The organism is Sphingobacterium anhuiense, assembly GCF_042686355.1.
Taxonomy (GTDB): Bacteria; Bacteroidota; Bacteroidia; order Sphingobacteriales; family Sphingobacteriaceae; genus Sphingobacterium; species Sphingobacterium anhuiense.
Map to the genome: position 1 here is coordinate 14,925 of NZ_JBHUPE010000010.1, position 12,578 is coordinate 27,502.

The 12,578-nt window shown below is 36.4% G+C and carries 14 protein-coding genes; 4 read left to right on the forward strand and 10 right to left on the reverse strand.

Translation table 11 applies throughout. The annotated features are described in order from the left end of the window. Positions 1-44: 44 nt before the first annotated feature. From ACFS6I_RS19555 to gcvT, 4 genes are all read left to right on the forward strand, one after another. Positions 45-413: a DUF4359 domain-containing protein gene (locus ACFS6I_RS19555; protein WP_380923152.1), complete on the forward strand. Its 369-nt coding sequence runs from the start codon at positions 45-47 to the stop codon at positions 411-413. A gap of 6 nt (positions 414-419) precedes the next feature. Next, the gene (locus tag ACFS6I_RS19560) at positions 420-1,109 is read left to right on the forward strand and encodes a pseudouridine synthase (protein WP_380923154.1); all 690 of its coding nucleotides are present in this window, start codon (positions 420-422) and stop codon (positions 1,107-1,109) included. Beyond that, the gene (locus ACFS6I_RS19565; RefSeq protein ID WP_380923156.1) at positions 1,106-1,924 is read left to right on the forward strand and encodes a DUF6929 family protein; all 819 of its coding nucleotides are present in this window, start codon (positions 1,106-1,108) and stop codon (positions 1,922-1,924) included. The genes ACFS6I_RS19560 and ACFS6I_RS19565 overlap by 4 nt, the downstream gene beginning before the upstream one ends. An 84-nt stretch (positions 1,925-2,008) precedes the next feature. Then, complete coding sequence (gcvT, locus tag ACFS6I_RS19570; RefSeq protein WP_183918386.1) at positions 2,009-3,088, forward strand: glycine cleavage system aminomethyltransferase GcvT; 1,080 nt, start codon at positions 2,009-2,011, stop codon at positions 3,086-3,088. Between the two features lie 37 nt (positions 3,089-3,125). Here the strand turns inward: gcvT and ACFS6I_RS19575 are convergent, their stop codons facing one another. The 10 genes from ACFS6I_RS19575 to surE form a co-directional block, all read right to left on the reverse strand. Next, the gene (locus ACFS6I_RS19575) at positions 3,126-3,347 is read right to left on the reverse strand and encodes a DUF6358 family protein (RefSeq protein WP_132771725.1); all 222 of its coding nucleotides are present in this window, start codon (positions 3,345-3,347) and stop codon (positions 3,126-3,128) included. A gap of 371 nt (positions 3,348-3,718) precedes the next feature. Next, positions 3,719-4,033, reverse strand: coding sequence for a rhodanese-like domain-containing protein (locus ACFS6I_RS19580; RefSeq protein ID WP_021189171.1), 315 nt, complete (start codon positions 4,031-4,033; stop codon positions 3,719-3,721). 151 nt (positions 4,034-4,184) lie between these two features. After that, the gene (locus ACFS6I_RS19585) at positions 4,185-4,682 is read right to left on the reverse strand and encodes a GNAT family N-acetyltransferase (RefSeq protein WP_183918322.1); all 498 of its coding nucleotides are present in this window, start codon (positions 4,680-4,682) and stop codon (positions 4,185-4,187) included. Next, a complete protein-coding gene (locus ACFS6I_RS19590; protein ID WP_380923159.1) occupies positions 4,679-5,248 on the reverse strand; it encodes a thiamine diphosphokinase in 570 nt (189 codons plus the stop codon). The genes ACFS6I_RS19585 and ACFS6I_RS19590 overlap by 4 nt, the downstream gene beginning before the upstream one ends. A gap of 5 nt (positions 5,249-5,253) precedes the next feature. After that, on the reverse strand, positions 5,254-6,444 hold the full coding sequence (locus ACFS6I_RS19595) for a M20 metallopeptidase family protein (RefSeq protein ID WP_380923161.1): 1,191 nt from the start codon (positions 6,442-6,444) through the stop codon (positions 5,254-5,256). A gap of 10 nt (positions 6,445-6,454) precedes the next feature. Next, positions 6,455-6,913, reverse strand: coding sequence for an SPOR domain-containing protein (locus ACFS6I_RS19600; protein ID WP_021189175.1), 459 nt, complete (start codon positions 6,911-6,913; stop codon positions 6,455-6,457). A gap of 24 nt (positions 6,914-6,937) precedes the next feature. Further along, on the reverse strand, positions 6,938-10,234 hold the full coding sequence (secA, locus tag ACFS6I_RS19605) for a preprotein translocase subunit SecA (protein ID WP_132771729.1): 3,297 nt from the start codon (positions 10,232-10,234) through the stop codon (positions 6,938-6,940). Positions 10,235-10,375: 141 nt separating this feature from the next. Then, a complete protein-coding gene (locus tag ACFS6I_RS19610; RefSeq protein WP_380923164.1) occupies positions 10,376-11,248 on the reverse strand; it encodes a menaquinone biosynthesis family protein in 873 nt (290 codons plus the stop codon). Next, complete coding sequence (locus ACFS6I_RS19615; RefSeq protein WP_132771731.1) at positions 11,245-11,505, reverse strand: hypothetical protein; 261 nt, start codon at positions 11,503-11,505, stop codon at positions 11,245-11,247. The genes ACFS6I_RS19610 and ACFS6I_RS19615 overlap by 4 nt, the downstream gene beginning before the upstream one ends. 1 nt (position 11,506) lies before the next feature. After that, complete coding sequence (gene surE / locus ACFS6I_RS19620) at positions 11,507-12,277, reverse strand: 5'/3'-nucleotidase SurE (protein WP_021189178.1); 771 nt, start codon at positions 12,275-12,277, stop codon at positions 11,507-11,509. Positions 12,278-12,578 lie beyond the last annotated feature (301 nt).

The following is a 12,578-nucleotide window of genomic DNA, read 5'->3' on the forward strand; positions in this document are numbered from 1 at the left end:
TATGGATGTATAAACGCTATTTTTGTATACACAATTTCTTAAAAATGAATAAAAAAAGAATTTTTGCTTTAGTAATCATTTTCATTGTTATTACAGCAATATGGACAAATCCGAAAAAGGAACAACATGAACTTGTTGTGAAGGAAAAAGCCGAATATTTATTAAAAAATCAATTAGGTAAAAAAGAACAGAGCTTATTCGATATCGGCATGCAGTTATTCGGAAATAATGCAGTCGAAGATTTTGTTTCGAAAAACGTTCTCGTTGAAAACTTCTATCTATTTTCATTAACAAAAATTAAATGGCAAGGTAAGGAGAGCCCCATAGGTGTCGGTGCTTTCGGAAAAATATGGTTAAGCCCTAAGATTGACGAAAAAGCGACCGAAATAATCGATGCTATCAAGAACAATTAATCCAACATGTTAGAAATATTATATCAAGACGAAGATATCATTGCAATTAATAAACCACATGGTTTACTTGTACACCGTTCATCTATCGCGCGCGATGCTTCCGAATTTGCCCTTCAACTCTTGCGTGATCAAATTAATCAAACGGTATATCCTGCACATCGCCTTGATCGAAAAACAGCTGGAATCCTCTTATTCTCTTTAAATAAGGATATGGATAAGGAATTGCAGCAGTTATTTCAGAACCAACAGGTCGATAAAAAATATCTAGCGATATTACGTGGCCATGCGCCCGAAGTGATGCACATTGATTATCCCCTGAAAAAAGATAACGGGGTAATACAAGAAGCACAGACCGATTTCAAAACAATCGCTCATACAGAACTTCCTTTTCCTTCAGGAAGATTTCCAACATCCCGGTATAGCTTAGTTGAAGCAAATCCTACAACAGGAAGGATGCACCAGCTAAGAAAACACTTTGCACACATCTTCCACCCGATTATAGGTGATCGTCCTCATGGTTGTAATAAACAAAACAAGTTTTGGAAAGAGCATTTTGAAATGGACACCATGATGTTGCATGCCTCGGAAATAACATTTAAGCATCCCAAAACACAAAATAATATCATCATCAACGCAGGACTACAACCGGAATTTAAACGTGTCCTCGAGATCTTAAACATGGAGAACTCAATATGAAGAACATCATACTGGATTTTTTCTTAACCATCACCGGTATCAGTGCCGCGTCAGGGTTAGTACATCAAAATAATCACCTTTTTGTAATCGCTGATAATAGTCGATACTTGTACGACTTTGGACTAAATGATCGACTTCTAACAAGAATTCAACTTGACAAAAACACATCAGATCTAGAAAATATAGCGAAAGCTAGAAAACCAGATTTTGAATCCATAACTTTCGATCAGGATAAATATTATATTTATGGTTCAGGATCAACGCCAAACCGTAACCTTCGCATTACATACCAAAAAGAGGTTCTAACCGAAGATTTTTCCAAAATATATCATCGCTTACAGCAGAAATTTCTAGTCGATCAGGACAATTTTAATATTGAAGGTGTTATTCATACGGAAGATGAGATTTGGTTATTCAATAGAGGTAATGGTCAAAAAGCTCAAAACGGAATCTTCAAAATCAACAAGTTCAACACTGAAAAATCCAGTTTTGATGCGATCAAATTACCGCTCATAGATTATGTACAAGCTGGTTTTACCGATGCCATTCTGGTTGGTGACTTCGTTTATTTCATTGCTGCGGCCGAAGCATCAAACTCAACTTATTTAGATGGGGAAATTGCGGGCACAATACTTGGAAAATTTAACCGTAAAAATTCTCAAAGTATTGAAACTATCCGTATTCCGGGAAAGCACAAATTTGAAGGCATTACCTTAAAAGAGCAATCAGGAGATCAGATCACTTTTTTTCTTTGCGAAGATAAAGATGATGATAAAATGGAAACCACGATTTATTCTTTGACAATCGATCAGTAAATCGATTGCATAAATGCTAATCTTTAGGCTAAAATCCATGTTTATTTTGTAAATTTGTAAATAAATAAAACTTATCGTATTATGATCAAAAATACTGCCCTTACGGATACGCATATCGCTTTAGGAGCGAAAATGGTACCTTTTGCAGGTTTCAATATGCCTGTTCAATATTCGGGCATCAATGATGAACACGAAACTGTTCGTACAGGTGTAGGTGTGTTTGACGTTAGTCACATGGGCGAATTCATTCTAAAAGGAGAAAAAGCGCTAGACCTTATTCAGATGGTGTCTTCAAATGACGCATCTAAATTATATGATGGTAAAATACAGTATGGTTATCTTCCAAATGAAACTGGAGGGATAGTAGATGACTTTTTAACTTACCGCATCGACGAAAACACATATTTCTTAGTTGTCAATGCTTCTAATATAGAGAAGGATTGGAACTGGATTTCCAAATACAATAGTTTTGGCGTTGATATGAAAAATATTTCAGACGAAACTTCACTATTTGCGGTACAAGGGCCTAAAGCAGCTGATGCTTTACAATCTTTGACAGATATTGAACTAGCATCTATGGAATACTACTCTTTTGCTAAAGGTACCTTTGCTGGAGTAGAAAATGTGCTGGTATCAGCTACAGGTTATACTGGTGCTGGTGGTTTTGAAATCTATGTCGCTAACGAAGATGCTCAAAAAGTTTGGGATGCTATATTTGAAGCTGGAGCAGCTTACGGTATTAAACCAATCGGTTTAGGCGCGCGTGATACGCTTCGTTTAGAAATGGGCTTCTGCTTATATGGCAATGATATTGATGATACAACTTCTCCTTTAGAAGGCGGTTTAGGATGGGTTACAAAATTCACGAAGGAATTTGTTAACTCGGCGAATCTAAAAGCGGAAAAAGAAGCTGGTATCAAGAAAAAATTAGTGGGATTTGAAATGATTGACCGTGGTATTGCACGTCATGATTACGAAATCGTAGATGCTGAAGGAAACAAAATTGGTCGTGTAACTTCAGGAACACAATCTCCAACATTGAAAAAATCAATCGGTTTAGGCTATGTAGATAATGCTTTCGCTAAAGAAGGCACTGAAATCTTCATCAGTATCCGTAACCAAAGTATAAAAGCAAAAGTGGTAAAACCACCATTTGTTAAGTAATAATAAAAAGGGGGCAATTGAAAAATTAGCCCCCTTTTTATTGCTTGTTCTTTTCTAATCTTCTTCGCTCTTCCTCTTTCTTTAAATCAATCCTAACTTTCTTAATAAGTACACGTTTAAAGAAAATAAAGACGACCAATAGCGCGATCGAAATACCACAGACTAAAATGTTTCCTGCTTCATAAGACTTATAGCCATAATAAACTGCACCTACTATCAGTAAGTTGATTAGAATATTTAAAATAAAATTTTTTGTCATAAGATTACTTTTTACCAATTACCTTCTCCCTAAATTTGAAGAAATAAAATAGACCAGCTACTATATTGAAAAATATAATAAATAAAGTCAAGAGCATCCGCTCTGTATTTGAAATTCGACCAGAAAAAATGATTTCTCTCAATACCAATACGACCCAGATTAAAGAGAGTAACAAAGATATACTAAAGAGAATAGGAAAAATTTCAAAATAAAAGAATTTTGATATTATTGAAATGCAATAAAAAGCAAGACTAAACAAAAAAGCTTGTTTAGTCTGATGCTCTAAGTTTTTCATTAAATACGATTGTTGATTGTAAACCTATTCGGTTATTGATTATCGATATGAAAAGTATAACCTTGATGGATGTATATTAATAAACATCGATCTCAGGATCGATCTCCTCTTTCCAAGCAAGGATTCCGCCTTTTAAATTTGCTAAATTATCAAAACCTTGTTGCTCTAACATCATTACTGCTTGCGCAGAACGTTTTCCTGAACGGCATTGTACCACGACAGGTTTATCTTTAGCGATTTTATCTACTTCAATTAAGATTCCAGATAAAGGAATATTCAATCCTCCTAAATTAGAAACCTCATATTCAAATGATTCACGAACATCAATTAATTGAAAATCTTCGCCATTATCAATTTTTGATTTAAGCTCTTCTACTGTTACTTCTTTCATGATGATTACTATTTATATCAAACTTAGATAAATTGCTTTTTATATGCAACATAATTTTGTCACATATAAAAACAATTTATGTTCTCTCCTCTGCCATTAAAAGCTATTAATTCATAGAGGAAATATACTACTTAATTACGAAAATAAATCGTTAAAGCGTGAGGTCTTTTTGCATAACATAATCATCCAAAATATAACCATAATAAGGGATGTCAACAACTTCCGTTACAACAAAACTCTGCTTTAAATAAAAATGATAAGCCGGATTACCCCGATTTACATTTAGCTCTAAAAGCTTTAGATCTCTTGATTTAGCCAGATCAGCTACAAAATTTAAGAACTTCGTTCCATAACCTTTTCCCTTATCTTCAGCTAACAGATAAAGTTTTTCTATTCTCAAAATCGATTGTTCCTTATTTTGAACAGCAACAAATCCTTTGGGTACAGCATCTTCATACAATAAATAAAAATCTTGACCACTGTCCATTAAAGCCTGAATAGCATCAACAGTGTAATTTTTATTCAACATAAAATCAATTTGTTCTTGCGTTAGAATAGCAGGATAAGTTTCATTATAACTTTGCTGTCCAATTTTACTAATAAATGCCGCTTCGTCCTTTCCTGCGGATTTAATAATTACTGCGCTCATAGTTTTTCTGTCAATAAACAATATTTTGGTGATGAAAATTCTAACCTAAAAAAACCATCTTCAATTGTTCTAAAGTGATTTTCTCCGATCGCTTGCAAACCACTTGTCTCCAAGTCATTCAGTACAGACCCTATAAAAAGCTCATCCCCAGCAGGCATCCATTTCTCAAATCCCGATTGAACAAAGATAGTTCTCGTTTCGTGATGCAACCATACAATATCAATCATTGGGGCAAAATATTCCAATACTGTCTCATCAAATCCAGATCCTAATATATTTACAGCTTTGTACCCCTCCTCAATAAGATAACTCAAAGCACTGGCTATAAAATTTTTTTCATAAATAACAGCCTTTACATGCTCCTGCGGGAAATCCATGAGCCCCGGACTGAAGATGATATCGACCTTATAGGCCTGAGAAGTAACCGCTTCATAAGAGTTGACATCCGTAACGATCGTTGGAGACCATTCTAAAAGCTGTCCAACCAACTCTTTGTCAATACTATAAATATCCGTTATCAGTAGTGCCGGCTCTTGCCTTTCTCGAACAATATGATGTGACGACATAGACTTTACTGACCTAAACGTCTTAATGTCATATAAGCCATAAGACCAATGCTCAATTGTAATGCATCCTCATCAATATCAAAAGATGACGTATGAACAGCAGACTGGATACCCTTAGACTTATTTCCTGTGCCTAAACGGTAGAAGCAGGCATTTACTTCCTGCGAGTAATAGGAAAAATCTTCTGCCGCAGGCCAAAGATCTAAATCTAAAACATTTTCTTTACCGAGATATTCTTCAGCATAACCTCTTGTCGCTTTTGTCAGTTCAGGATTGTTAATTAAGAACGGGTATCCTTTACGTACATCAAAATCACAAACTGCACCCATACTCTCTGCAATACCTGTTGCCATTTTAACCATCTTTTCATGAGCCTCAGCGCGCCAATCTTCATCAAACGTACGAAAGGTTCCTTCAAGATAAACTTCGTCAGGAACTATGTTTGTAGCCCCATTTGCAATGATCTTTCCGAAAGAAAGAACTGTAGGGGTTCTTGGGTCGGCAAATCGGCTCGCAATCTGTTGCAGTGCCGTTATGATATGCGCTGTGATAACAATTGGATCAATATTTTGATGCGGATGGGCACCGTGACCTCCTTTACCTTTTACTGTCACAAAAAGTTCATCACAAGAAGCCATATACTTCCCCTCTCTAAAGCCAACTTTACCTGCCTCAATATAAGGCATAACATGTTGACCTATAATAGCTGAAGGAATAGGATTTTCTAAAACTCCTTCTTTAATCATGAGGGATGCTCCACCCGGAAGACGTTCTTCTCCTGGTTGGAAAATCAATTTTACAACTCCTCCAAATTCCGATTTCAATGCGTGCAATATTTTGGCCACACCTAATAAAGATGAGGTATGCACATCATGTCCACAGGCATGCATGACACCTGGATTCTGAGAACCGTAAGTCCTGCCTTCCACTTCTTGGATAGGCAAAGCGTCCATATCAGCGCGTAAAGCAATCACTTCATCAGAAACCATGTCACCCGTTAAATAGGCAACTACACCTGTATCAGCCATTTCTTCAAAGGGAATTCCAGTAGCATTCAAAACAGACTTGACATATGCCGAAGTATTGTACTCTTCAAAAGAAAGTTCAGGGTGCCGATGAAGATGTCTCCTCATTTGAACTGTTTCTTGAAAAAACTGTTGGGCTAAGGCATTAACTTTATCTTTAATACTTGCCATTTTAATAAGATTATTGGTAAACAAAAACGTTTTCAGAGAATACGAAGACGTTCTTAAATTGTTGACGCAGCAAATTCATAAAATTATTTGCTTCAGATCGACTCCTAAAATCTCCTACTTTAACCCTATAATTAGGTTCATCGTAATTAATATAGGTATCAATATCTTTATACATATTTCTAAATCGCGCCTGCTCTGAGAAAGCACTGTTACGATCACTGCCTGCAAATATCTGAACCCTAAAACCACGAACCGTAGTACGCGTAGCCGCGCTTCTTACAGTCGGTTTAGTTGGTACAGCGACAGGTTTGCTTTCGACAGGATTGATACCCATGTTTGCCCTAACGTGTTGTAATAGCGTAATTAATGTATCTTTTACGACAACTACATTTTCATTTTGTTGCGCCTTTACTTTCGAAAAAGTAAAAGCAACTAAAGCAAAAACAACTATCAATCCTCTCTTAAGCATTATTATATTTTTTTAAAAGACTGCCTAGCTATTAACGCCGTGACAGTTTTTGTATTTCTTACCAGAACCACAAGGACAGTCATCATTGCGGCCAATTGCATTTTCATTGCGGATAGGCTGTGTAGGACCCAAATCACGGGTATCTACATCCTCAGCACTTACTCCAATTGGAGATTCCAGCTCTGCTTTTGTCGCTTTAACCTGTACCGGAGCAGCTTGAACAGAACGTTCTGGAACACTTTGCATATTTTGTCCAGGGATCTCACCTTTAAAGATAAAGCTTACAATATCCTTATTCATGGTCGCCAGCATCGACTTAAATAAGTTGAATGCTTCCATTTTATAGATAATGATCGGATCCTTTTGTTCGTAAACAGCATTCTGAACAGATTGTTTTAAGTCATCCATTTCACGTAAATGCTCTTTCCAAGCTTCATCAATTAATGCTAAAACAATACCTTTTTCAAAAGATTTGAAAACTTCTCTTCCTTCTGTTTCTATTGCTTTCTTCAAATTTGTAGCAACTTGAATGCCACGAAGACCATCGGAGAAAGGAATAACAACATTTTCGACAACATTACCACGCTCTTCAAATACATTTTGCAATACTGGCATCGTATGTGCCGCTACCGTATTTAATTTAGTGTGGTACGCATTGATTATCTGATCAAACAAACGATCTGTTAACGCTTCGATTTTTAGACTTGTGAATTCTTCTTCCGAAATCTCTGGATTTACAGCAAATATACGGATTACTTCAATTTGAAAATCTTCATATGAACCACCTTCTTTAGCATCAACAACAATTTCTTCAACAACATCAAAAATCATATTGTTCAAATCGACGTCTAAACGTTCTCCGAACAAGGCATTCTTACGCTTTGTGTATATAACTGTACGCTGTGAGTTCATCACATCATCATACTCCAATAAACGCTTACGAATACCAAAGTTGTTTTCTTCTACTTTACGCTGTGCTCTTTCGATTGACTTTGTCAACATACTATGTTGCATCACTTCACCTTCTTCAACACCCATTTTAACCATGATGTTAGAGATACGCTCAGAAGCGAAAAGACGCATTAAGTTGTCTTCCAAAGAAACAAAGAACTGCGATGATCCCGGATCCCCTTGTCGACCAGCACGACCACGTAACTGACGGTCAACACGACGAGATTCGTGACGTTCTGTACCGATGATCGCTAAACCACCTGCAGCTTTCACCTCATCTGTTAATTTAATATCCGTACCACGACCAGCCATGTTTGTCGCAATAGTTACCTGTCCAGGTTGACCTGCTTCCGCAACAATATCGGCCTCTTTTTGGTGTAATTTTGCGTTTAAGACATTATGCTTTACCTTACGTAATTGAAGCATACGACTTAATAATTCAGAGATCTCAACAGAAGTTGTACCGACCAACACAGGTCTTCCCGCTTCAGTTAACTTTTGGATTTCTTCTGCAACGGCATTATATTTTTCACGAGCAGTACGGTAAATAAAATCTTGACGGTCATCACGTAAAGCAACGCGATTTGTAGGAATTTCTACAACGTCCAATTTATATATTTCCCAAAGCTCACCAGCCTCAGTAGAAGCTGTACCCGTCATACCGGCAAGTTTGTGGTACATACGGAAGTAATTTTGTAAGGTAATCGTCGCATAAGTCTGTGTAGCATCTTCTACTTTCACATTCTCTTTTGCTTCGATTGCCTGGTGTAATCCATCTGAGTAACGGCGACCATCCATGATACGTCCCGTTTGTTCATCTACTATTTTTACTTTTCCTTCGTCAACAATATATTCAACATCATTTTCAAATAAAGTATATGCCTTTAACAATTGATTGATTGAATGAATACGTTCAGCTTTGATAGAATAATCACGTAATAATTCCTCTTTACGAGCAGCTTTCTCCTCTAAAGGAATATCCGCTTTTTCGATATCCGCAATTTCAGAACCTACATCTGGCAAGATAAAGAATGAAGGATCTTCTCCCGAAGCAGTAATAAGCTCAATACCTTTTTCCGTTAATTCTACTTGATTATTTTTCTCATCAATTACAAAAAACAATTCAGCATCAGCTTTAGGCATATTTTTATTCTGCTCTTGCATGTAGTAGTTTTCTACTTTTTGCAAAATCTGACGGTGATTATCCTCACTTAAGTATTTGATCAAAGCTTTATTTTTCGGCAAACCGCGATAAGCTCTAAATAATGCTAAACCACCTTTTTCTGGATCGATATCTCCAGCTTTAACAGCTTTCTTAGCTTCATTCAATACCGTATTGATATATGCTTTTTGTGCATTTACCAAACGTTCGATACGTGGTTTTAATTGGTAGAACTCATGTTGATCACCACGTGGGATAGGACCTGAAATAATCAATGGCGTACGCGCATCATCAATCAAAACTGAATCGACCTCATCCACCATTGCAAAATGTAACTTACCCTGTACCAAAGCATCGGGTGTCTGCGTCATGTTATCACGCAAATAATCGAAACCAAATTCATTATTCGTACCGTAAACAATATCAGAAGCATAAGCTTTACGTCTTTGCGGCGAGTTTGGTTGGTGTTTATCAATACAATCTACACTCAATCCATGAAATTCAAAGAGTGGTGCATTCCACTCCGAGTCACGACGTGCCAAATAATCATTCACTGTAACAATATGCACACCATTACCAGCTAATGCATTTAAATAAGTAGGAAGGGTTCCAACTAATGTTTTACCCTCACCAGTTGCCATTTGTGCAATTTTACCCTGATGCAAGACAACACCACCAATTAATTGCACATCATAATGCACCATGTTCCAAGTTACTTCAGTTCCTGCAGCTAACCATACATTTTTCCAAGTTGCCTGATTTCCTTCAATAACCACATTTTGCTTTTGCGCAGCAAGTTCTCTATCAAAATCTGTCGCAGTAACGACTAATTGTTTATTTTCTGCCAAACGTCTTGATGTTTCTTTTACCACAGCAAATGCTTCTGGTAAAATATCCATTAAAACCTCTTCTAATTTTTTATCACGGTCTTTCGATAATTTATCTACACTTTCGTATATCGCTGTCTTTTGTGACATATCCAAATTATCATCTTCAGCTTCAGCCTTTAGAGTAGAAATCTCTTTATCAATATCTGCTAAATATCCTTTTATTCTATTTTTGAAATCAGCGGTTTTGCCACGCAATTCATCATCACTTAACGGCGAAAGTTGTTCGTACTCCGATTTGATTTTTTCAACAATTGGCTGGACCGCCTTAATATCTCGCTCGGATTTACTTCCAAATAATTTACTTAAAAATTTTAACATAATATTCTTTTCTATCTCAATTTATGACTTTCATTCAATAATGACTCCAAACTAAAATTGCAGACAAATTGACACTAATCGGGCAAATTTAGTTATTAGATATCATATCTAACACACTATATCTATATTTTTTACTATTTTTTATGACAAAAATAAATTCTTTTCCGTTTTAGGGATAAAGCCCATATCCTGAGCCTTCTTAAACATGATTTCAATCGCCGAACGCCCCTCTTTTCCAAGTTCTACAGAGTACTTATTGACATAAAGTTCAATGTGTTTATACATCACATCGATGCTCATCTCCTGAGCATGCGATTTGATAAACTCGAGACCTGATGTCGGGTTTGCAAAAGCATATTCGACACTCGCTCTCAAAACGCGGTTCAATTTTTCTTTAATATCTTGAGGAATACTTCTTTTAACAACAATACCACCTAAAGGAATAGGACAATTTGTCGTTTTTTCCCAATAATCACCCAAATCAACCACTTTAAATAAGCCCTTTTCCTGATAAGTAAAGCGGTTTTCATGAATGATCAATCCCAAATCTATATCACCGGCTAACAAAGCACCTTCAATTTCTGAAAAAACAAGTTCCTTTTTATTTTTCAATTCAGGAAATGCCAAACCCAATAAAAAATTAGCTGTCGTATATTTCCCGGGATAACCGACCCGTAATTCTGCTAGTGCTTTCGTTAATACCGTTTTGGATGACAATATTTCTTGAAGCTCTTTAGCCAGCTCTTCATCTTTCGTAATTAACATGGGTCCTACCCCAAAACCTAATGCGCTACCGGCGTCCAATAGCTCATAATCTTCAACAGCATAAGCAAAAGCGTGGTAACTTAATTTTGTGACGGCCAAGTCTCCCCTAAAGGCTTTTAAATTCAAGGTTTCGACATCTTCATATACAATGTCAAACTCTAGTCCTTCTGTATCTATTTTATGATGAATAAGTGCATCAAAAATAAACGTATCATTCGGGCATGGTGAAAAACCCAATGTCAATTTCATATGGATAATTTATGTGTAAGTATATAAAGTATGGTTGCTATAAATGTAGCGACCAAGACTCCTTTTGCTAAGGCACCTTTTTCTCCTTTAAACAAAAAACGTATAACCAATAAGTTGATAAATACCGCTATGGCATAAATTAACATCGGCTTTTCCGATATCGTTTTTTCAAAAAGCGTTGTATAGGTAGAAAGTAAATAAGCGATCATGGGTGCAATGGCACCCAACAAAATCCCTATTCCTAAATTGTTTTTCATATTAACTATCGAATCCCCAAGAATTTAATTCAGGAATAACATGATGAGCAGTCATATCAAACTGTGTGGGTACGATAGCAACATAACCTTTGCTTAATGCGTATGAATCAGTATCCTCTCCACGATCTTCCAACTCAAACCTCCCAGTCATCCAATAATAATCCCGATCTCTAGGATCGACACGCTCATCAAACTCTTCAACATAATGTCCACCTGCCTGACGACAGATCTTTATACCTTTGGCTTCATCTTTAGGAAAATTAACATTCAACAAAGAACCTTTCGGAAGACCATTTGCCAACACCTGCTTGGTGATTGATACCAGGTAGGATCTACAATGAGAAAAATCTGCATCGTAATCAAAATTATCTAAAGAAAATCCAATAGACGGAATTCCTTCTATCGCTCCCTCAACCGCAGCGGACATCGTTCCTGAATATAAAACATTGATCGAATGATTGAGCCCATGATTAATACCAGAGACACATACATCAGGCTTACGCCCCTTAAAGATCTTATTTACGGCCAATTTGACGCAATCTACCGGAGTTCCAGAACATTTATACATCTCAACCCCTTCATACAGATCAATACGGTCTAAACGCAAAGGTCGCCCGATCGTAATGGCATGTCCCATACCCGATTGCGGGCTATCGGGAGCAACGACCACCACATGGCCAATTTTTTGCATTTCTTCAATTAAAACTTTAATCCCTGGAGCTGTAATGCCATCATCATTCACAACCAAGATGGTTGGTTTCTTCTTTGTCATGATGCTAATTTAGGAAGAAAAAAAGAAAAGCGTTAGCTTTTAACCTATTGCTTTTTCTTTTTATACATTAAAAAGACCTTAACTCATATTTTTTAAAGGACATCTAATGCACATATAGGTATCTCATTAAATATTTTATGAGATTTATATCAGATATTATTTAGGTTTTATAGAGGGTTTCTATAGATTTACCTCTAGAAACCCTCTAGAAACCCTCTATTACTCCTGTAGTATCACTACATGAAATTATAATATGTTCAAAATATAATTGCCATATATCTACCAGCAGAACTGCATTAAA

Coding starts and splice junctions, on each gene's coding strand:
- ACFS6I_RS19565 (WP_380923156.1), top strand. CDS start 1,106: ATGAAGAACATCATACTGGATTTTTTCTTAACCATCACCGGTATCAGT.
- ACFS6I_RS19590 (WP_380923159.1), bottom strand. CDS start 5,248: ATGTCGTCACATCATATTGTTCGAGAAAGGCAAGAGCCGGCACTACTG.
- ACFS6I_RS19600 (WP_021189175.1), bottom strand. CDS start 6,913: ATGCTTAAGAGAGGATTGATAGTTGTTTTTGCTTTAGTTGCTTTTACT.
- secA (WP_132771729.1), bottom strand. CDS start 10,234: ATGTTAAAATTTTTAAGTAAATTATTTGGAAGTAAATCCGAGCGAGAT.
- surE (WP_021189178.1), bottom strand. CDS start 12,277: ATGACAAAGAAGAAACCAACCATCTTGGTTGTGAATGATGATGGCATT.
- ACFS6I_RS19615 (WP_132771731.1), bottom strand. CDS start 11,505: ATGAAAAACAATTTAGGAATAGGGATTTTGTTGGGTGCCATTGCACCC.
- ACFS6I_RS19555 (WP_380923152.1), top strand. CDS start 45: ATGAATAAAAAAAGAATTTTTGCTTTAGTAATCATTTTCATTGTTATT.
- ACFS6I_RS19580 (WP_021189171.1), bottom strand. CDS start 4,033: ATGAAAGAAGTAACAGTAGAAGAGCTTAAATCAAAAATTGATAATGGC.
- ACFS6I_RS19585 (WP_183918322.1), bottom strand. CDS start 4,682: ATGAGCGCAGTAATTATTAAATCCGCAGGAAAGGACGAAGCGGCATTT.
- ACFS6I_RS19575 (WP_132771725.1), bottom strand. CDS start 3,347: ATGACAAAAAATTTTATTTTAAATATTCTAATCAACTTACTGATAGTA.
- ACFS6I_RS19595 (WP_380923161.1), bottom strand. CDS start 6,444: ATGGCAAGTATTAAAGATAAAGTTAATGCCTTAGCCCAACAGTTTTTT.
- ACFS6I_RS19560 (WP_380923154.1), top strand. CDS start 420: ATGTTAGAAATATTATATCAAGACGAAGATATCATTGCAATTAATAAA.
- ACFS6I_RS19610 (WP_380923164.1), bottom strand. CDS start 11,248: ATGAAATTGACATTGGGTTTTTCACCATGCCCGAATGATACGTTTATT.